Below are 18,411 nucleotides of genomic sequence, written 5' to 3'. Positions count from 1 at the left end.
ACGATTCAGATCAAGGGACTTCCAGACACGGCGGACAGGACGCTCGACTGTACCGCGGTCGTCGCTTCCGTGCAACCCGGGCGTGTCGCCCGCCGCGAGACGGACCGGGTCCGCCGTGCGGGGGATGCCGGGGCGGCCGGCGCTGCGTACCGTGGAGGCATGGCAGACGACCGGATGAGTCCGCACGAGGCGCGCCAGCGCATGAGCTGGGGCCTGGGCATGGCGCTCGGGATCGCGATCGGGACGGCCCTGGGCGCGGGCTTGGGCAATCCGGGCCTGGGGATCGCGATCGGTCTCGCCGTCGGTGTGGCCGTCGCGGTCGCCTTCGCCGCGGCCGGTCGCCGTGCCGGTGGGCGCCCGGACGGTTCCCCCGACGCGGACGATTCCCCCGACGCGGACGGCTCCTCGGGCCTCCCCGGCCGCTGAGCGCCCGTTCCATCCGGCTCCGGTCGCTCCCTTCCGGTCGTTGAGCGAGGAGCGCAGCGACGAGACAAAACAGGGTCGGTTCTCGGTCGTTGAGCGGGGAGCGTAGCGACGAGTCGAAACGCGGTGACCCGGGGTAGCGGTGGGGTGGCGGTCGCTGCGCGATGGCCTCGTCCGTCGCGCGGTCCCCCGCCGTCCTTCGGTCGGCTCCCGCCAGGCCGGATGCCGGCGCGTCGGACGAGGCCATCGCTCCGCTCAGCTCCCGGGCGCCCCTTTCCGGTCGTTGAGCGAGGAGCGCAGCGACGAGTCGAAACGCGCTCACCCGGGGCTGGGGGCGTTTCGTCTCGCTTCGCTCGCTCAACGACCGACTCTTCTTCCGGCCGTTGAGCGAGGAGCGCAGCGACGAGCCGAAACGCGGTGGACCGCCTCAGGAGACGAGCGTCAGGCCGTCGATCCAGCGCGTGAGGAAGGTGTGGACGTCGGCGAGCTCCTGCTCGGAGACCGAGTGGGTCAGGCCCGGATAGACGCGGCCGGTCAGATCGGCGTGGTCCGGGAGCCACTGCGCGGTGTGCTCCACGAGGACCGGCGGGATCACGTCGTCGTGCGTGCCGCGCCCCCAGAACACGGGGGTGCGACCCGCGCGCAGCTCGTCATCCCGCGGCAGGTCCCCGGGCGTGGCATAGCCGGAGAGGTTGACGACGGCGCCGATGCGCTCGGGCGCCAGCCGCAGCGCCTGCAGGGCGACGGACGCCCCCTGGGAGAACCCGAGCAGGGCGACCGGGGCAGTGGTCCCGGCGGCCTGCACCTCGTCGTCGAGCCACTCCAGCACGGATGCGGCAGCGCGCGTCACCGAGGAGGCGTCGCGGCGCTCCAGCTCCTCGATCGGGTACCAGGACCGCCCCGGCAGGGGCCACGGCGCCGCGAACGGCGCGGGCAGCGACACCACGGCGAGGGACTCGGGCAGGAACGACGCCAGTGCGAGCAGGTCCCTCTCGTCCGAGCCGTACCCGTGCAGGAGGACGAGGAGCGGCGCGTCGCCGGGCCTGCCCGCGCGGCGCACCGCGGAGCGGTCGATGACGGGGGTCGCGGTCATGGGTCCATCCTGCCAGCGTCGCCCGTGCACGCCCCGATCGGTCGTGGGCCCGGCCTGTGGATGACCGTGTCAGACCGATGGTGCGCTGGTAGAAAGGGACCATGGCCGTGCGCACCCCTGATCCCGACCCCGCCGACGGCGAGGACCTGCCCGAGCCGGGCGATCTCGGCTTCGGGGACGCCGGTGGCTTCGGCGAGTCCGCCCTGTCGGGAAACCCCGCGTGGCTGAGCGAGTTCGAGCTGGCCGAGGCGCGTCGTCGGCTGCCGATGCTGTACGTCGAGGCCATCCCGGTCCGGGCCGACGGCTCGGGGCAGGTGACGGACATCGGGATCCTGCTGCGCGCCACACCGATGGGGGAGATCAAGCGCACGATCGTCTCGGGACGGGTGCGCTTCGGCGAGACCGTCCGCGACGCCCTGTTCCGCCACGTCGAGAACGACCTCGGCCCGATGGCGTTCCCCCTGCTGCCCGCGTCGCCGGTGCCCTTCACCGTCGCGGAGTACTTCCCGATCCCCGGCGTGAGCGCCTTTCACGATGACCGTCAGCACGCCGTGTCGCTGGCGTTCGTGGTGCCGGTGACCGGCACGTGCGAGCCGCGCCAGGACGCCCTGGAAGTGACCTGGTTCTCGCCCGAGGAGGCGGCGTCGGATGCGCTCGCGGCCGAGATGGAGGGCGGGCGGGGCACGCTGGTGCGCCAGGCCCTGGCGCACCTGGGACTCTTGCGCTGAGCGCCGTCGCGTTCGGGGCTCGATCCGGGGAGGATCGCCGCGATGCCACGCCCCGAAGCCCCGGAACGGACCCCGAACCCGCCGAGGTGGGGGGCGAGGGGACGAGGACAGGCGGGGCATAGGGTCGGAGGGTGATCGAACCCCTCGCGTACCCCACCACCGCGGACGGCTGGCTCGCCTTCGCCGGAACCCGATCCGACGAGCGTCTGGAGCGCGTGGCGGCCCTGGCCGCGGAGCTGAAGGACGGCTCTGACCGGCCCCTGCTCGCGGCGCTGCGGGTGTGGAACGACCTGCAGATCGCGCTGGGCGGCGTCCTCAGCGAAGCCGAGATCCTCGCGGAGGTGCACCCGGATCCGGAGGTGCGCGCGGCGGCGGAGTCGCGACACACGGCGGCCGAGGCGATCGCCGCCGCCCTGCGCGCGGATGCGGAGCTCGCCGCCGTGTTCGCGGATCAGGACGACGCGGAGCTCGACGACGACGCGGCCCGGGTGCGAGACCACCTGCTCCGTGACTTCCGCCGCGGGGGAGCGGACCGGGACGCCGAGACCCGCGCCGCCGTCCAGGAGCTCGCCGAACGCGACGCCGCCCTGAGCCTCGCGTTCGCGCGCAACATCCGTGAGGGGCGCCGCGAGATCCGGGTGCCGGTGGACCGGCTCGCCGGACTCCCCGGGGACTTCCTGGCCGAGCATCCGGTCGGTGACGACGGGCTCGTGGCGCTGTCCACCGACGCCACGGACGTCATGCCCGTGCTCAACTACGCGCGGGACCGCGGCGTGCGCGCAGAGCTCGCGCGGGCCCGGGCGGATCTCGCCTGGCCGGAGAACGACGCCGTGCTCGCCGAGCTGCTCGACGTGCGACGGCGCCGCGCGGCGCTTCTGGGCTACGGGAACTGGAGCGACTACGAGACCGAGGACCGGATGGCGCGCTCTTCGGCCCGGGTCGCGCAGTTCCTCGACGAGGTGGACGAGGCCTCCCTCGCGGCCTCCGCCGCGGAGTACGAGACGCTTCTCGCCCGCCGCCGCCAGGACGTGCCGGACGCGGACGCCGTGGCGAGTTCCGACCAGGCCTTCCTCCTCACGCTCCTGCACGCCGAGCGCTTCGCGGTGGATCCGATGCGGGTCCGCTCGTATCTGTCGTTCGAGCGAGTCCTCGGCGGTCTCCTCGCGGTCACGGGCCGGCTGTTCGACATCGAGTACTGGCCGGCCGAGGTCCCGACCTGGCACGAGGACGTCCGCTCGTACGACGTGGTGCGCGGCTCCGTACGGCTCGGACGGATTCACCTCGACCTCCATCCGCGGGACGGCAAGTACAACCACGCCGCCTGCTTCCCCATCGCGACCGGGATCCGCGGGCGGGTGCTGCCGGAGGCGGCGCTGGTCTGCAACTTCCCCCGCGGGCGGATGGAGCACCGCCAGGTTCAGACGTTCTTCCACGAGTTCGGGCACCTCGTGCACGAGATCCTCGGCGGCGATCAGGAGTGGGCGGGGCTCTCCGGCATCGCCACGGAGTGGGACTTCGTGGAGGCGCCGAGCCAGATGCTCGAGGAATGGGTGTGGGATGCGGAGGTGCTGCGCACGTTCGCCCGGGATGACGAGGGGGAGCCGATCCCGACAGAGCTGGTGGAGCGCATGCGCGAGGCCGACGCGTTCGGGCGCGCGCTGCTCGTGCGCACTCAGCTCGGGCACGCCCGGGTGTCGTTCCACCTGCACGTGGACGGTGCCGAGGACCTGGCCGCGACCACGGACCACTGGTACGCGGCGACCTCGCCCGTGCGGCGTCCGGAGGGGACGCACTCGTACGCCGGCTTCGGCCACCTCACCGGGTACGGGTCGTGCTACTACACGTACCAGTGGAGCCTGGTGATCGCGCGCGACCTGCTGTCGGGCTTCTCGGACGGGCTCATGGACCCGGCCGCCGCGGCGCGCTATCGCCGGGAGATCCTGGAGCGGGGCGGATCCGCCGACGCCGCCGACCTCGTCGCGGCGTTCCTCGGTCGTCCCTTCACGGTCGACGCCTACCGGTCCTGGCTCGGGTCGCCCGCCACCTGACCCGATCCGCCCGGGGCCTGGGCATCCGGGTTCGGGGCGCTGTTCGGGCGACCGGGGCCCGATTCCGGGCGTTCCGAGCCCAGAACGCGCCCCGAAGCCCCGGAACGGACCCCGAACCCGCCGGACCGGGGCCCGACGGAGACCGGAGTCAGGCCGACGTCAGCCGGGAGAGCGCGGCGACGAAGGCGTCGACGTCGGCCTCGGTCGTGTCGAAGCTGCACATCCACCGGACCTCGTTGCGCGCGGCGTCCCAGTCGTAGAAGCGGAACGTCTCGCGCAGGCGGTCCGCGACGCCGTCCGGCAGGGTCGCGAAGACACCGTTGGACTGCGTGGCCTGCGTGAACGCGACACCCCGGATGGATCCGTCGGCGATCCCCGCCTCGACCGCGCGGCGCAGGCGCTGGGCCATCGCGTTCGCGTGTCGGGCGTTGCGCAGCCACAGGTCGCCCTCCAGGAGGGCGACGAGCTGGGCCGACACGAAGCGCATCTTCGACGCCAGCTGCATGTTGAGCTTGCGTCCGTAGACGAGGCCGGAGGAGGCCTCCGGGTTCAGGATCACGACGGCCTCGCCGAGCATCGCGCCGTTCTTCGTGCCGCCGAAGCTCATCACGTCGACCCCGGCGTCGCGGGTGAACGCGCGCAGCGGCAGATCCAGCGCGGCGGCGGCGTTCGACGCCCGCGCGCCGTCCATGTGCAGCCGCATGCCGCGCTCGTGGGCGTGATCGGCCAGGGCCCGGATCTCCTCGACGCTGTACAGCGTGCCGAGCTCGGTCGACTGCGTGATGGAGACGACGAGCGGCTGCGCCCGGTGCTCGTCGCCCCAGCCCCAGGCCTCGCGGTCGACGAGCTCCGGGGTGAGCTTGCCGTCCTCCGTCGGGACCGTCAGGAGCTTGATGCCGCCGACCCGTTCCGGGGCCCCGCCCTCGTCGACGTTGATGTGCGCCGTGGCGGCGGCGATGACCGCGCCCCAGCGGGGGAGCATGGACTGCAGGCCCACGACGTTGGCGCCCGTGCCGTTGAAGACCGGGAACGCCTCGACGCCGTCGCCGAGGTGCGCGCGGAAGACCTCCTGCAGACGGGTCGTGTACGCGTCCTCGCCGTAGGCGATCTGGTGGCCGTCGTTGGCCGCGGCGATGGCCGCCAGGACCTCGGGATGGATGCCGGAGTAGTTGTCGGAGGCGAAGCCGCGCAGGGCCGTGTCGTGGAGCTGTTCGGTCACCGCTCAAGCTTACGCGGCGGCCGATCCGCTCCCGACCCTGGTGCGATGTCGGAGGCCGCGCGTACCCTCGTCGCCATGGACGCAACCTCCCCCGCAGCGCCCGCCCCCGACGCGGCGAAGACGCCGCTCACCGACGCGCAGCGACACGGTGTGCGCAGCTTCGTCCAGGTGCTCGTGAACACGATGGTCGCGAACGTCACCACCAGCTTCCTCTGGTTCGCGTTGACGTTCTGGGTGTATCTGGAGACGCAGAACGTCATGGCGACCGGGATCGTCGGCGGCGCGTACATGCTGCTCGTCGCGATCTTCTCGATGGTGTTCGGCACGATCGTCGACCGCCACCGCAAGCGCAGCGTGTTCCTCTTCTCCAGCGCGGTCACCGCGGTCGCGTTCGTCGCGGCGTGGCTGATCTACCTCTGGCAGCCGGAGCGGGCGCTCCTGGACTTCGGCGGTCCCTGGTTCTGGCTGTTCGCCGGCATCATCCTCTTCGGCGCGGTGGTGGAGCAGATGCGCAACATCGCGTTGTCCACCACCGTCACGCTGCTCGTGCCCGTCGACCGGCATGCGAACGCCAACGGCTGGGTCGGCACGGTGCAGGGACTGGCGTTCATCGTCACGAGCGTGTTCAGCGGCCTCGCCATCGGATTCCTCGGGATGGGCGGGACGCTCGCGATCGCCGTGCTGTTCACCCTGGTGTCCCTCGTGCACATCGTGTTCGTGCGGATCCCCGAGAAGCAGCCGGAGGTGGACCCGAACGCGCCGAGCGCGCTGGACTTCCGCGGGAGCATCGCCGCGATCCGCGCCGTTCCCGGGCTGTTCGTCCTTCTGCTGTTCGCGATGTTCAACAACCTCGTCGGCGGCGTCTACATGGCGCTGATGGACCCCTACGGCCTGGAGCTCATGCCGGTGCAGTGGTGGGGTGTGATGCTCGCCGTGTCGTCGACGGGGTTCATCATCGGCGGGCTGGTCATCGCGGCGCGCGGCCTCGGCCGCAATCCGATCCGGACGATGCTGCTGCTGGTGATCGTCACCGGTGCCGTCGGGTCCCTGTTCGCGATCCGGGACTGGTGGGTCCTGTTCGGGATCGGCATGTGGATCTACATGATGCTCATCCCCGCGATCGAGGCGGCGGAGCAGACGGTGATCCAGAAGGTGGTGCCGTTCGAGCGGCAGGGGAGGGTCTTCGGTTTCGCGTCGGCGATGGAGGCCTCCGCGGCGCCGGTCACGGCGTTCCTCATCGCGCCGATCGCGCAGTACGTGATCATTCCCTACGTCGAGTCCCGGGAGGGCTCGGCCCACTGGGAGTGGCTGGTCGGCGTCGGGGACGCTCGCGGCATCGCGGTGATCTTCTTCTTCGCGGGGCTCGTCACGATCGGTCTCGGTCTGATCGCCTTCACCACCCGGGCCTACCGGTCCGTGAGCGCCAGCTACGCCGAAGCGCCGGCGAGCGACCCGACCGCCGCGGACGACCGCGCACCGGGCGACGACTCCGCGGAGGGGGCCGGTGCGGCGGAGACGGGCACGACGGAGGGCGAGGCCCCATCCGCTGGGTCGCCGGTCGGAACGCCGATCGTGGTGGCGCCGCCCGCGACGCGTGGCGGGCTGGTGACGCCGGACCCGGTCGACGGGTCGCCCCCCTCGGACGCGCGGCGCCCCGGACCGGAGGCTTGACGACGGCCGGCTCCCGCGGAAGCATGTGCGGGTGACGGACGACGAGCACGACCAGCCTCCGACCGCGAGCGCGTCGAGCACGACACGCCACCGCCCCGCCGAGCAGCGGCACGCCGTCCTCTCCGCCGAGCGGCTGAAGGCGTTCGTGGACGCCGTGGTCGCGATCGCGATGACGCTGCTGATCCTTCCGCTCATGGAGAGCGTGATCGAGCTCGGCCGGGAGGGACGGACGGTCCCGGAGTACCTCTCGGAGGAGAACGGTCAGCTCGTCAGCTTCGCGATGAGCTTCGTCCTGATCGCGGTGTCCTGGATCACCCACCACCGGGTCTTCGACAGGGTCGAGCGCACGACGAACGCGCTCGTCTGGCTTCAAGTCGCCTGGATGTTCACGATCGTCTGGCTTCCCGTGCCGACCGCCATGCTGGGGTCCATGCCGACGGACGCCGTGCAGAAGGTCCTCTACATCGGGACGCTCCTCGTGACCGCGCTGCTGATGCTCGCGACCCGGCTGTACCTGCGGGCGCACCCCGAGCTGCACAGGATCCCCGACGCCGCGCTCGCCGAGGGCGTCCGGGTGGAGATCGTGCTCTGCGCCCTGTTCGGGATCGCCCTGCTCGTCGCCGTGCTGGTCCCGGCCGTCGGCTACTGGGCGATGTTCCTCATGATGCTCTCCGCGCCGGCTCAGGCGATCCTCGGCCGCTGGTCGGCGCGGGCGGAACGCACGTCCGAAGACGCGGGAGACGCCGAAGGAGTCCGCTGAGTCCGGCAGGCCCGGCGCTCGGGCTGTGGGCCCCGCGGATCAGGCGATGTCGATGATGCGGTCGTTGAGGGCGTCGGCGTCCTGGTCCCAGAGCCCGGCGACCGCCGCGGCCAGCTCGTCGCGCACGTCGTCGAGGCTGCGGACACGGAAAACGACCGCCGCGGCGCGCAGCGGCTCGCCCGCGTCGCGCGCAGCCTTGGCGAAGCCGTGGGCGACCGCGCGTGTCCACGCCTCGCTGGCCGCCTTGACCGCGGCGTAGTTCGCGCCGCCGGCGAGCGGGCGCGCCACGGCCGTCGAGGACACGATCGCGAAGCGGCCCGCGTCCGAGGCGCGCAGGTCCGCGTCGAACGCGCGGCTGACCACCCGGACCGCCGTGAACGACGCCTCCAGCGCCCGATAGTCCGCCTCGGTCTGCCCCGCGAGGCCTCCGCCCCCGCGCCACCCGCCGACGAGCGGGATCACCGCGTCGACGCGGATGTCCTCGGCGGCGAGCCGCGTCGCAAGCCCGGCCACCTCGGCCTCGTTCGTCAGCCCGCAGACCTCCGTGCGCACCGGATGACCACCGACGGCCGCGGCGGCGAGCGCCTCGAGCTTCTGCGGGTCGCGGCCCACCGCGATCACCCGCGCCCCGGTCGTGACCAGGGCGCGGGCGACGGCCAGGCCCGCCGGGCTCGTCGCCCCCGCGAGGAGGACGACGCGCCCGGCGGCGCCGCGTGCGGTGTCAGTCATCCGTGCCGCGGATCCCGACCGTCGACTCGATGACCGGCTTCATCTTCTTGTCGAGCGTCTCGAAGAACATCGACAGCGGGAACTCGTCGTCCATCACCGCGTCGGTGTACCCCTTGGGGGCGCCCGCGAGGATCTCGTCGCTCAGGCCGCGCGCCCACTGCGACGCCGGGTGCGGGGTGAGCGTGCTGCGGACGAGTTCGTAGGCGGCCAGCCAGTGCGCGGTCTTCGGGCGGTCGATCGAGTGCCAGTACAGGTCGTCGATCGCGTCCCCGAGCGCCACGACCGCGTCGGGCACGTTCTCCCAGTCGAAGGCGAGGGCGGTGTCGGTCCAGTGCAGCACGCCGCGCTGGTGCAGCCACGCGAACAGCAGCTGGCCGCCGACCGCGTCGTAGTTGCGGGTGCGGTTGCCGGTGATCGCGAAGCGGAAGATGCGATCGAAGATCACCGCGTACTGCACGAGGTGCGCGTAGTCGTGCATCTCGTGCTCGGTCTCGGTGAGCTGCTCGCCGGCGGCGACGCGCGCGTCGAACGCGCGCTCGATCTTCACCGACTCGCGGAAGGCCGTCATGTCGCAGCGCATCTCCTCGAGCGAGTAGAGGAAGAACGGCATCCGCTGCTTGATCATGAACGGATCGAACGGCAGGTCGCCGCGCATGTGCGTGCGGTCGTGGATGATGTCCCACATCACGAACGTCTTCTCGGTCGTCCGCTGGTCGTCGAGCATCGCGGCGGCGCGCTCGGGCAGGTCGAGGTTCGTGATCTCGCTGGCGGCGCGCACCACGCGGCGGTACCGGGCCGCCTCGCGGTCCTGGAAGATCGCGCCCCACGTGAACGAGGGGATCTCGCGCATCGCGACGGTCTCCGGGAACAGCACGGCCGAGTTGGTGTCGTAGCCCGGGGTGAAGTCGACCAGGCGCAGCGAGACGAACAGCTTGTTGCCGTAGTCGCCCGCCTCCAGCTCGGCGATGAACTCCGGCCAGATGGTCTCGACGATCAGCGCCTCGACGAGGCGGTCGCTGGAGCCGTTCTGCGTGTACATCGGGAAGACGACGAGATGGCGGATGCCGTCGATGCGGTGCTGCTGCGGCTGGAAGGCCACCAGCGAGTCGAGGAAGTCGGGCACGCCGAAGCCCTCGTCGGCCCAGCGCTGGAAGTCCTTCACCGACGCGGCGAGGTAGTCGGCGTCGTGCGGGAAGGCCGGGGCGAGGGCGCGGATGCCGGCGATGATCGCGGCGACGTGGGCGCGCGCGGCCTCGTGGTCGGCGGCGTCCGGGATCGACCCGTCCTTGATCTGCAGGGGGCGGATCGCGATCGCGGCGTCCTTGAGAAGCGTCCACGCCGCCGAGCGCTCGGCGGTAGCGGCGTCCTCCACGACCTCGGGCTCGCCGATGATGGCCTGCGCGTGCATGGGGGAAGTGATGGACATCGGGACCTCCGATCGAGGATCACGCCGGAAAATTTCCGGCAGAAACGGGTTGACGAGACTATTCTTCCATTCATGGATGATCCTGTCGACCTGTCGATCCTGGCCGCGATCTCTCGGGACGGTCGCGCCACGCTGGCCCAGCTCTCCGAGCAGGTGGGGTTGTCCGTCTCGGCGGTGCAGTCGCGGCTTCGCAAGCTGGAGTCGCGGGGGGTGATCGGCGGCTACCGCCCGATCGTCGACCCGGAGGCGGTGGGGCGTCCGCTCTCGGCGTTCATCGAGATCACCCCGCTGGATCCTGCCCAGCCCGACAACGCGCCCGAGCTCCTGGAGCACCTCGACGCGATCGAGGCGTGCCACTCGATCGCGGGCGACGCCAGCTACATGCTCTTCGTCCGGGTGCCCACGCCCCGCGCGCTGGAGCAGCTCGTCCGCGACATCCGCCTCGCCGCCAACGTGAGCACGCGCACCACCGTGGTCCTGCAGACCTTCTACGAGCACCGTCCGATCGTGCCCCAGGCGCCGGCCGGAGACTGACCCGGCCGATCGCCGGGCCGCGATCCCCGGCCCCGTAGGCTGGGCGCGAGGAGGGCGGATGACCCAGGGCACGACCGCGGGCCGGATCCATGGCACGACGGCGAGCGAGATCGCCGACAGCATCCGGGTGCGCATCGACACCGGCGCGCTGACGGCCGGCGACGCGCTGCCGACCGTGCGCGCCCTCGCCGAGGAGCTCGGCGTGAACCGGAACACGGTGTCGTCCGCCTACCGCTCCCTCGCCCGCGCCGGGGTCGTGAGCAGTCGCGGCCGAGCCGGCACGGTGGTCGCCGGCGCCGTGCTCACCGAGGAGGAGGGCTTCGCCCGGGGAACGGTGCTGCGCGACATCGGCAGCGGCAATCCGGATCCGGATCTGCTGCCGCTGCCGGTCCTCTCGGAGCTCGACCTGCGCACGAGCGCCCTGTACGGCGAGGACCTCATCGATGCGGGGCTGCGGTCGTGGGCGACGCCGTGGCTCGCGCAGGCGCAGCCGCGGCCGTTCGAGCTGACCGTCACGTCGGGCGCGGTGGACGCCCTGGAGCGGCTCCTCGCGGCGAGTCTCGCGCACGGTGACGCGGTCGCCATGGAGGATCCCTGCTTCCTCTCCAGCATCAACGTGGTGAAGCTGGGCGGCTACCGGGCCGTCGGCATCCCCCTCGACGACGAGGGCATGACGGTCGACGGGCTGCGGGCTGCGCTCGACACGGGCGCCCGGGCGGTCGTCTGCACCCCGAGGGCCCACAACCCGACCGGGATCAGCCTCAGTGCGCGCCGTGCGGAGGAGCTGCGCCGTGTCCTCGCCGCGTATCCCCACGTCCTCATCGTCGAGGACGACCACTACTCGCTCCTGTCTCGCCGTCCGTACCACTCGGTCGTCCCGGACGGACATGCGCGGTGGGCGCTGGTGCGGTCCATGTCGAAGTTCCTGGGTCCGGATCTGCGCCTCGCGCTGCTCGCGAGCGACCCGGACACCGCCGTCCAGCTGCGGGCGCGACTGTCTCCGGGGACGACCTGGGTGAGCCGGATCCTGCAGCGGGTCGCGGTCGGGATGCTGGATCATCCGGACACCCCCGCCGCGCTGGAACGAGCCGCGTCGCATTACGGCGCCCGGAACGACGCGCTGCGCGCCCTCCTCCGCGAGCGGGGGATCACGGCGCGCGGAGACGACGGGCTGAACGTCTGGGTCGAGTGCGGTGTCGACGCGCGCGCCGTGTCGGAGGCCATGATGCGCCGCGGCTGGCTGGTCCGCACCGGCGGCGTCTTCCACCTCGAGCCCGACGAGTCGGCGCCGGAGATCCGGCTGACCACGCACACCCTGGACGACGACGAGCTCCGCGCACTCGCGGACGACCTGCGCGCCGCGATCGACGAGGCCCGCGCCCGCACCCGCCGCTGACTCGGCCGTCGACCGGGGGTGGGCGCGGCACTCCTCCCTCAACGTCCGGGGTGTTCGGTCGTTGAGCGAGCGGAGCGAGTCGAAACGCGGTGACTCGGGGCTGGGCGCGTTTCGTCTCGGTGCTTCGCTCCTCGCTCAACGACCGGGGGCGTTGCGCTCCTCTGAACGGCCGGTGGGACAAAGGGCGCCGCACTAGGATTCCTGCGTGGCATCCTCGAAGCGCTCCCGCGCGGCGACCCCGTCGCGCCCGAAGACCTACTCCCGATCCGGCAACCCGGCCAAGCGTCCCGTCGCGGAGGCTCGTCCGGTGACCGTCGGCGACTGGATCGGCGCCGCCCGCCCCCGGACGCTGCCGCTCGCGATCGCCCCGGTGCTGATCGGCACGGGAGCGGCCCGGCTGAGCGATCCGGCCTTCCACTGGGTGATCGCTCTCGCATGCCTCGCGGTGGCGGTGCTGCTCCAGATCGGGGTCAACTTCGCCAACGACTACAGCGACGGCGTGCGCGGCACGGATGCGCACCGGGTCGGCCCGGCCCGGCTGACGGCCTCCGGGCGGGTCCCGGCGCGTGCGGTGCTCGTGGTCGCCCTGGTGTTCTTCGGTCTCGCGGCGGTCGCGGGCCTGGCGATCGTCATCCGCACCCAGCAGTGGTGGATGATCGCCGTCGGCGCCGTCTGCATCGTCGCCGCCTGGTTCTACACCGGCGGGAAGCGGCCCTACGGCTACAACGCGCTGGGCGAGGTGTTCGTCTTCGTCTTCTTCGGCCTCGTCGCCACGCTCGGCACCACCTGGGTGCAGGTGCAGGACCTGCCGCAGGAGGCCTGGCTCGGCGCTGTCTGCGCCGGGCTGTTCGCCTGCGCCGTGCTCCTGGCCAACAACCTCCGCGACATCGACCAGGACCGCGTCGCGGGCAAGCGCACGCTCACCGTGGTCGTCGGCCGGCGCGCGACGCAGATCCTCTACACGGCCTTCGCGATCCTGCCGTTCGCCGCCGTGGTGTATCTGGCGCTCTTCTACCCCATCGCGTGGCTGGCCCTGCTCGCGCTCCTCGCGATCCTGCCGGCCGTGGTGATCGTGTGGATGTACCGGGAGCCGAAGGAGCTGGTCGTGGCGCTGGCCCTGACCTCGCTCGGCGCGCTGGCCTACGCCGGCGGACTGTTCTGGGCCTTCATCGGCTGAGCGGACGGATCAGAGCCCGGCGCCCACGAGGGCCTCGCCCAGGGGGGTGCGCAGATGGAGCATGCGCGCGCCGTCGCGCCTGCTCTCCACGAGACCGGCGTCCCGCAGCACGGTGAGGTGGTGGGAGGCGGTCGACACGGCGATCCCCGTCTCGGCGGCCACCTGGGTCGTCGTCCGGGCGACATGACCGGACAGCAGGATCCGCGCCCGGACGGGACCGACCAGCGCTCCCAGCGCGCCGGCCAGGTCCGCCGCATCCCGTGCCCATCCGGCGGTGACTCCGCGGGCGGGGTAGAACAGCGTGGGCTGCGCGGGCTGCTCCGTCAGCACCATGCACCCCCAGGACGACATGACCGAGGGCACGAGCACGAGGCCGCTTCCGCGACAGTCGACCTCCTCGCTGTGCCGGCGGAGGCGCACGCGGACCGCGTCGTCGCCCCAGCTGACGGCGGGATGGATGTCCGAGGCCATGGCGGCCAGCCCCGCCGAGGCGACGACGCGGGAACGCACGGCGATGTCGGCGCGCAGCAGCCGCTCCAGCTGCGGCCACACCGGGGCGAGGGCGGCCTCCCACACCTGTTCCCAGGCATCGGCGATGACCGCGCGAGCGCGCTCAGGACGCTCCTGCATGCGCCGGAGCGCCTCCTGGCGACGTCCGCTGGAACGGACCACCATCTTGCCGAGGTCCACGCGCATTCCCGCGAGGGGCGCCTCCCTCAGAGCGGCGAGCTCGTCGGCGGGCGTCATGTCCCAGCGGGCGGTGGCCGTGAGGAAGTCGGGCATGTAGCCGTCCGCGCCGATCACGTGCACGAGCACGGCGAACGGCTCCGGCGGCAACCGGTCGCGCACCTGGCGCAGCCACCCCCACTGCAAGGGATGGTCCTCGGGGCGGACGAGGATGCGGACGGCGTGGGCCAGCTCGTGCCCCGGGGAGACGCCGAATCGCACGGCCTGGAGGTCGCCGGGTCCGAGGTGGAAGTCGACGTGGTGCGGAGAGTCCGAGTTTCGATCCACGTCGAAACTCTACGTCGTCCACCCGGTCGCGGGAAGAGTGGCCTCGCGGCCGCGGAGGCGGCCCGAACGAGGAGAGAGGAACACGATGACGTACACCGTCGCAGACCCGATCGTCCACCCCGATCGGATCCGGATCGGCACCCGCGCGAGCCGTCGTTTCGAGGGCAGCGAGCACGGGGCGGGGATCTCCTACTTCTACGTGGAGAACGAGCCCGGCGAGGGCCCCGGACTGCACTGGCACCCCTACCCGGAGACGTGGGTCGTGATCGAGGGAGAGGCGGAGTTCACGGTCGGCGCGGAGACGTTCCGCGGCTCCGCGGGCGACACCGCGACCGGTCCCGCACACGTCCCGCACCGGTTCGTGAACGTCGGCACCGGCACCCTGCGGATCCTCGGGATCCACGCCTCCGACACCATCGTCCAGACCTTCCTGGACGAGAACGACTGACCCATACCCAAGGAGAGAACCATGTCCTTTCAGGCATACCTGGACACCATCGAGACCAAGACCGGTCTGACGCCGAGGCAGCTCGTCGAGCGCGCCGCCGAGCGCGGATTCGGCCCCGGCACCAAGGCCGGGCCGATCCTCGACTGGCTGAAGGCGGACTACGACCTCGGCCGCGGGCACGGCATGGCGCTCGTCCACGTGATCACCAAAGGCCCGCGGATCAGCGACGCGCACGTCGGCCGCGGCGGCTCGCACGGCGACGCCTCCGACACGCTCTGGCTCGACGGACAGGCGACGAACCCGCACGTGTCCGCGCGGAAGGGAACCGGCCGATGACCGTGCGCGCCGACCTCAACATCTCCCTCGACGGCTTCGCGTCGACGACGGACCAGACCCCGGAGAACCCGATGGGCGAGGACTGGTTCCGGCTCGTCGAGGCGTACGCCGCGACGAGGACCATGCGCCGGCGTGTGTTCGGCGACGAGTCTGGGGCCGGGACGACGGGTGTGGACGAGAAGTACGCGGCGGCGTACTTCACCGGCGTCGGGGCCGAGATCATGGGCGCCGGGATGTTCGGGCTGCACGCCCATCCCGACGATCCGGACTGGCGCGGGTGGTGGGGCGAGGAGCCGCCGTTCCACGTCCCCGTGTTCGTGCTCACGCATCGTCCGCGCCCGGACCTCGAGATGCGCGGAGGCACCACGTTCCATTTCGTCGACCTGTCGCCGAAGGACGCGCTCGCCCGGGCGCAGGAGGCGGCCGGCGACGCGGACGTGCGCATCGGCGGGGGAGTCCGGACCGTGCGCGCGTTCCTGGCGGAGGGCCTCGTGGACCAGCTGCACGTCGGGATCGCGCCGATCCTGCTCGGCAGGGGACTGCGGCTCTGGGACGATCTGCGCGGGCTCGAGTCCGACTATGCGGTGCACAGCGAGACGGCCGAGAGCGGCACGATCCACGTCACGTTCCGTCGTCGCTGACCGCGACGACGCGGCGGGACGCGGACGGATGCGGCGTCGCCGCGGCGGTTCACCGCTCGCCGGCGGCGTCGTCCTCCACGTCCTCGTCGCTGCGTCGGTTCTCCCGGTCGCTGCGGCGCTCGTAGATCTCACGGGACGCGTTCGACAGCGGGGCGCGCAGGAACAGCAGGGAGATGCTGATGCCGATCAACGCCGCGAACAGCACCGCGAGCCACCAGAACTCCCGGAAGATCGGGAAGAAGAACCAGAGGATGCCCAGCGGCACCAGGAACGCGAGCAGCCGCAGCACGGAGTACACGAGCAGGGGCGGGAGCTTCACCCTGCCAGTCTACGAAAGGCGCTGAGGCGTCCGCTGTGAGCGACCGGACCGGTCACAGCTGGGCGACGATCCGTCGTTCGCGCCCCGACACGGAGCTGCGCCTCAGGCGTCATGCCTACACTGAAAGGGTGGCGCGGTTTCTCGTGATCGGCGGCATCCTGGCCGCCTTCTTCTGGATCTACAGCATCGTCGACTGCTCCGTTCAGCCGGCGACGCGCCACCGGGGCGTGTCCAAGGGCGCATGGATCGCGATCGTCGTGCTCATCCCCGTGATCGGCGGGATCCTGTGGTTCGTCATCGGGCGCGCCCGGCCAGGCTCCTCTCCCCGGGGCGACCTGTTCGTGCCGCTCGACAACGATCCCGCGCACCTGCGGCGGATCAGCGAGGCGGAGCAGGAGCGCCGCATCCGCGCTCTCGAGGAGGAGCTTGCCCGACTGGACGAGCCGCGCGACCCCGACGCGGGAGCCGGCACGGGCGCGGGCGAGCGTCCGTGACCGACGCGGCGCCCCGGTCCGCGTCGCCCGCCGCCACCGCGGCACTGGCACTGCTGGAGGGACTGGCCGCGCACGGCGTGCGCGACATTGTGCTCTCCCCGGGCTCTCGCTCCCAGGCGCTCGCGCTCGCCGCGTCCGCGCTCGCCCGCACCGGGGCGCTGCGCGTACACGTGCGCATCGACGAGCGGGTGGCCGGGTTCACCGGCCTCGGCATCGCCCGGGAGACCGGGCTTCCCGTCGCCCTCGTGTGCACGTCGGGCACGGCGGCGGCCGGGTTCCTCCCCGCGGCCATGGAGGCCTTCCACGCGGGCGTGCCGCTGATCCTGCTCACCGCGGATCGCCCGCCGGAGCTGCGTGGCGTGGGCGCCAACCAGGCGACGACCCAGCCGGGGATGTACCGCGCGTGGGTGCGCCTCGAGGTCGATGCCCCGGTGCCCGACGGCGACACGGATCCGACGGTGTTCCCGACGCTGGCCGCGGGCGCAGTCGACGCGGCGACCGGTGCCACCGGCGAGGGGCTGGCCGGCGTCGCCGGTCCCGTGCACCTGAACCTCCCCTTCCGCGAACCGCTCTCCGCGCCGGTCGAGCCGACCCGGGATCGCGGGCGGGCGGCGGAGCCCCCGGCCCCGGGGCCGGCGGGTCGCGGTCCGGCGGCGTCCGAGGAGGCCGCGCACGTCCTCGCACGCGGCCCGCGCACGGTCGTGATCGCCGGGGCGGACGCGGGTCCCGACGCCGAGGAGATCGCGCATCGCGGCGGCTGGCCGCTGATCGCGGAGGTCGTCAGCGGGGCGCGGTTCGGCCGGCAGATCGTCCACGGGTACCGGGCGCTGCTGCGAGACCCCGCCCTGGGCGGACGGGTGGAGCGCGCCGTGGTCCTCGGGCACCCCACCCTCAGCCGCGAGGTGCCCGCGCTGCTGGCCCGCGTGGACGTCGAGGTGGTCGCGGTGCGACGCGGCGGCGAGCGCCTGGATCTCTCCGGCGGGCGCGGCGGCAGCCCCGCCCGCGACGTCGCCGCGGTGTCGGTGGGCCCCGGGCCGGCCGACCGGGAGTGGCTCGGCGCGTGGATGCGCGCCTCGGCGGACGCGTTCGTGGACCTCGACGCGCCCGCCCCGGATCAGGCGGGGCTGTTCTCCACGGACGCCGCCGCCCGGCTGGGCGCGGTGCGGGCGGAGCTCGACGCCGTCCGCCGCCCGCTGGACCGGGAGCTTCTCGTGGATGCGGTCTGGCGCGCGACCTGGCCGCACGACCGGCTGATGTTCGGGTCGTCCCGACTGGTGCGGGTCGCGGACGCGGTGCTCGGCGGCAAGCGCGTCCCCGTGCACGCCAACCGGGGCCTCGCGGGGATCGACGGCACGATCGCCACCGCCACCGGGATCGCCCTCGCGAGCCAGGCGGCGGGGGCCGCCGGTGTCACGCGCGTGCTCCTCGGCGACCTGGCGTTCCTGCACGACGTCGGCGCGCTCCTGCTGCCCGCCGACGAGCCCGCGCCGCGGATCCAGGTCGTCGTCGGAAACGACGGCGGAGGCACCATCTTCGACGGTCTGGAGGTGGCCGCGTCGGCGCCCGCCGCGGATCTGGACCGCGTCTTCTACACGCCGCAGACCACCGGTCTCGAACACCTGGCCGCCGCTTACGGCTGGGACTACCGGCGCATCACGACCCGCCCGACGCTTGACCAGGCGCTGACCGCCCCGGTCTCCGGTCCTCAGCTGATCGAGGTGCCGCTCCCGCGCTGACCCCGCGGGCGCCCGTGGGTGCCCCTCCCGGTCGTTGAGCGAGGAGCGCAGCGACGAGACGAAACGCGCTGGCGGTTCTCGGTCGTTGAGCGAGGAGCGCAGCGACGAGACGAAACGCGCTGCCTCGGTCCGCGGTGTGGTGGCGGTCCGCTGCGCGATGGCCTCGTCCGTCGCGCGGTCCCCCGCCGTCCTTCGGTCGGCTCCCGCCAGGCCCGATGC

At 72.5% G+C, this 18,411-nt stretch carries 19 protein-coding genes; 13 read left to right on the top strand and 6 right to left on the bottom strand.

What is annotated here, in order from left to right:
- Window positions 1-159 precede the first annotated feature (159 nt).
- Window positions 160-426, top strand: coding sequence for a hypothetical protein (locus tag V6R91_RS35185; RefSeq protein ID WP_336399187.1), 267 nt, complete (start codon window positions 160-162; stop codon window positions 424-426).
- 424 nt (window positions 427-850) lie between these two features.
- Here V6R91_RS35185 and V6R91_RS35180 read toward each other — a convergent pair whose 3' ends face one another.
- Entirely contained in the window at window positions 851-1,516 is a 666-nt protein-coding gene (locus tag V6R91_RS35180) for an alpha/beta hydrolase (protein ID WP_336399186.1), read from the bottom strand.
- 101 nt (window positions 1,517-1,617) lie between these two features.
- Between V6R91_RS35180 and V6R91_RS35175 the strand changes: the two genes are divergently transcribed.
- Together V6R91_RS35175 and V6R91_RS35170 are read left to right on the top strand one after the other, a co-directional pair.
- The gene (locus tag V6R91_RS35175) at window positions 1,618-2,244 is read left to right on the top strand and encodes an NUDIX hydrolase family protein (protein WP_231819988.1); all 627 of its coding nucleotides are present in this window, start codon (window positions 1,618-1,620) and stop codon (window positions 2,242-2,244) included.
- Between the two features lie 131 nt (window positions 2,245-2,375).
- The gene (locus tag V6R91_RS35170; protein WP_336399185.1) at window positions 2,376-4,292 is read left to right on the top strand and encodes a M3 family metallopeptidase; all 1,917 of its coding nucleotides are present in this window, start codon (window positions 2,376-2,378) and stop codon (window positions 4,290-4,292) included.
- A gap of 148 nt (window positions 4,293-4,440) precedes the next feature.
- Here V6R91_RS35170 and V6R91_RS35165 read toward each other — a convergent pair whose 3' ends face one another.
- On the bottom strand, window positions 4,441-5,511 hold the full coding sequence (locus tag V6R91_RS35165; protein WP_067248664.1) for a threonine aldolase family protein: 1,071 nt from the start codon (window positions 5,509-5,511) through the stop codon (window positions 4,441-4,443).
- A gap of 75 nt (window positions 5,512-5,586) precedes the next feature.
- Here V6R91_RS35165 and V6R91_RS35160 point away from each other — a divergent pair, with 75 nt between their 5' ends.
- Both V6R91_RS35160 and V6R91_RS35155 read left to right on the top strand, forming a co-directional pair.
- Window positions 5,587-7,182 carry an MFS transporter gene (locus tag V6R91_RS35160; RefSeq protein WP_271061302.1) on the top strand — a complete coding sequence of 532 codons (1,596 nt, stop codon included), beginning with the start codon at window positions 5,587-5,589 and terminating at the stop codon, window positions 7,180-7,182.
- Between the two features lie 31 nt (window positions 7,183-7,213).
- Window positions 7,214-7,942 (top strand): TMEM175 family protein, encoded by a 729-nt coding sequence (locus V6R91_RS35155; protein ID WP_336399184.1) that lies wholly within the window; start codon window positions 7,214-7,216, stop codon window positions 7,940-7,942.
- A gap of 39 nt (window positions 7,943-7,981) precedes the next feature.
- On the opposite strand, the gene V6R91_RS35150 is transcribed toward V6R91_RS35155, so the two are convergent.
- Together V6R91_RS35150 and V6R91_RS35145 are read right to left on the bottom strand one after the other, a co-directional pair.
- Window positions 7,982-8,671, bottom strand: a complete 690-nt coding sequence (locus V6R91_RS35150; RefSeq protein WP_336399183.1) for an SDR family NAD(P)-dependent oxidoreductase — start codon at window positions 8,669-8,671, stop codon at window positions 7,982-7,984.
- Complete coding sequence (locus tag V6R91_RS35145) at window positions 8,664-10,097, bottom strand: DUF6421 family protein (RefSeq protein ID WP_336399182.1); 1,434 nt, start codon at window positions 10,095-10,097, stop codon at window positions 8,664-8,666. Before V6R91_RS35145 ends, V6R91_RS35150 begins: the two co-directional genes overlap by 8 nt.
- A 72-nt stretch (window positions 10,098-10,169) precedes the next feature.
- Between V6R91_RS35145 and V6R91_RS35140 the strand changes: the two genes are divergently transcribed.
- The 3 genes from V6R91_RS35140 (at window position 10,170) to V6R91_RS35130 (ending at window position 13,204) form a co-directional block, all read left to right on the top strand.
- Window positions 10,170-10,631, top strand: coding sequence for an Lrp/AsnC family transcriptional regulator (locus tag V6R91_RS35140; RefSeq protein ID WP_067248654.1), 462 nt, complete (start codon window positions 10,170-10,172; stop codon window positions 10,629-10,631).
- Window positions 10,632-10,689: 58 nt separating this feature from the next.
- Window positions 10,690-12,027, top strand: coding sequence for an aminotransferase class I/II-fold pyridoxal phosphate-dependent enzyme (locus V6R91_RS35135; RefSeq protein ID WP_271061298.1), 1,338 nt, complete (start codon window positions 10,690-10,692; stop codon window positions 12,025-12,027).
- Between the two features lie 205 nt (window positions 12,028-12,232).
- A complete protein-coding gene (locus tag V6R91_RS35130) occupies window positions 12,233-13,204 on the top strand; it encodes a 1,4-dihydroxy-2-naphthoate polyprenyltransferase (RefSeq protein ID WP_336399181.1) in 972 nt (323 codons plus the stop codon).
- 9 nt (window positions 13,205-13,213) lie between these two features.
- On the opposite strand, the gene V6R91_RS35125 is transcribed toward V6R91_RS35130, so the two are convergent.
- Complete coding sequence (locus V6R91_RS35125) at window positions 13,214-14,218, bottom strand: ArsR/SmtB family transcription factor (protein ID WP_336399180.1); 1,005 nt, start codon at window positions 14,216-14,218, stop codon at window positions 13,214-13,216.
- Between the two features lie 85 nt (window positions 14,219-14,303).
- Between V6R91_RS35125 and V6R91_RS35120 the strand changes: the two genes are divergently transcribed.
- Genes V6R91_RS35120 through V6R91_RS35110 form a run of 3 tightly spaced genes read left to right on the top strand, consistent with a single transcriptional unit; the run spans window position 14,304 to window position 15,643 of the window.
- Window positions 14,304-14,666 carry a cupin domain-containing protein gene (locus V6R91_RS35120; RefSeq protein ID WP_336399179.1) on the top strand — a complete coding sequence of 121 codons (363 nt, stop codon included), beginning with the start codon at window positions 14,304-14,306 and terminating at the stop codon, window positions 14,664-14,666.
- 21 nt (window positions 14,667-14,687) lie between these two features.
- On the top strand, window positions 14,688-15,002 hold the full coding sequence (locus V6R91_RS35115; protein ID WP_067248637.1) for a DUF4287 domain-containing protein: 315 nt from the start codon (window positions 14,688-14,690) through the stop codon (window positions 15,000-15,002).
- Window positions 14,999-15,643, top strand: a complete 645-nt coding sequence (locus V6R91_RS35110; protein ID WP_336399178.1) for a dihydrofolate reductase family protein — start codon at window positions 14,999-15,001, stop codon at window positions 15,641-15,643. The genes V6R91_RS35115 and V6R91_RS35110 overlap by 4 nt, the downstream gene beginning before the upstream one ends.
- Window positions 15,644-15,692: 49 nt before the next feature.
- On the opposite strand, the gene V6R91_RS35105 is transcribed toward V6R91_RS35110, so the two are convergent.
- Window positions 15,693-15,962 carry a DUF4229 domain-containing protein gene (locus V6R91_RS35105; RefSeq protein WP_067248629.1) on the bottom strand — a complete coding sequence of 90 codons (270 nt, stop codon included), beginning with the start codon at window positions 15,960-15,962 and terminating at the stop codon, window positions 15,693-15,695.
- A gap of 128 nt (window positions 15,963-16,090) precedes the next feature.
- On the opposite strand from V6R91_RS35105, the gene V6R91_RS35100 reads away from it, so the two are divergent.
- Both V6R91_RS35100 and menD read left to right on the top strand, forming a co-directional pair.
- Complete coding sequence (locus V6R91_RS35100) at window positions 16,091-16,456, top strand: PLD nuclease N-terminal domain-containing protein (RefSeq protein WP_219085540.1); 366 nt, start codon at window positions 16,091-16,093, stop codon at window positions 16,454-16,456.
- Complete coding sequence (menD, locus tag V6R91_RS35095) at window positions 16,453-18,192, top strand: 2-succinyl-5-enolpyruvyl-6-hydroxy-3-cyclohexene-1-carboxylic-acid synthase (protein ID WP_336399177.1); 1,740 nt, start codon at window positions 16,453-16,455, stop codon at window positions 18,190-18,192. Before V6R91_RS35100 ends, menD begins: the two co-directional genes overlap by 4 nt.
- The last annotated feature ends 219 nt before the right edge of the window (window positions 18,193-18,411 follow it).

This window comes from Microbacterium sp. CCNWLW41 (assembly GCF_037083505.1).
The sequence above is the reverse complement of the archived record's forward strand: the minus strand, read 5'-3'. Positions and strand labels throughout refer to the sequence as shown.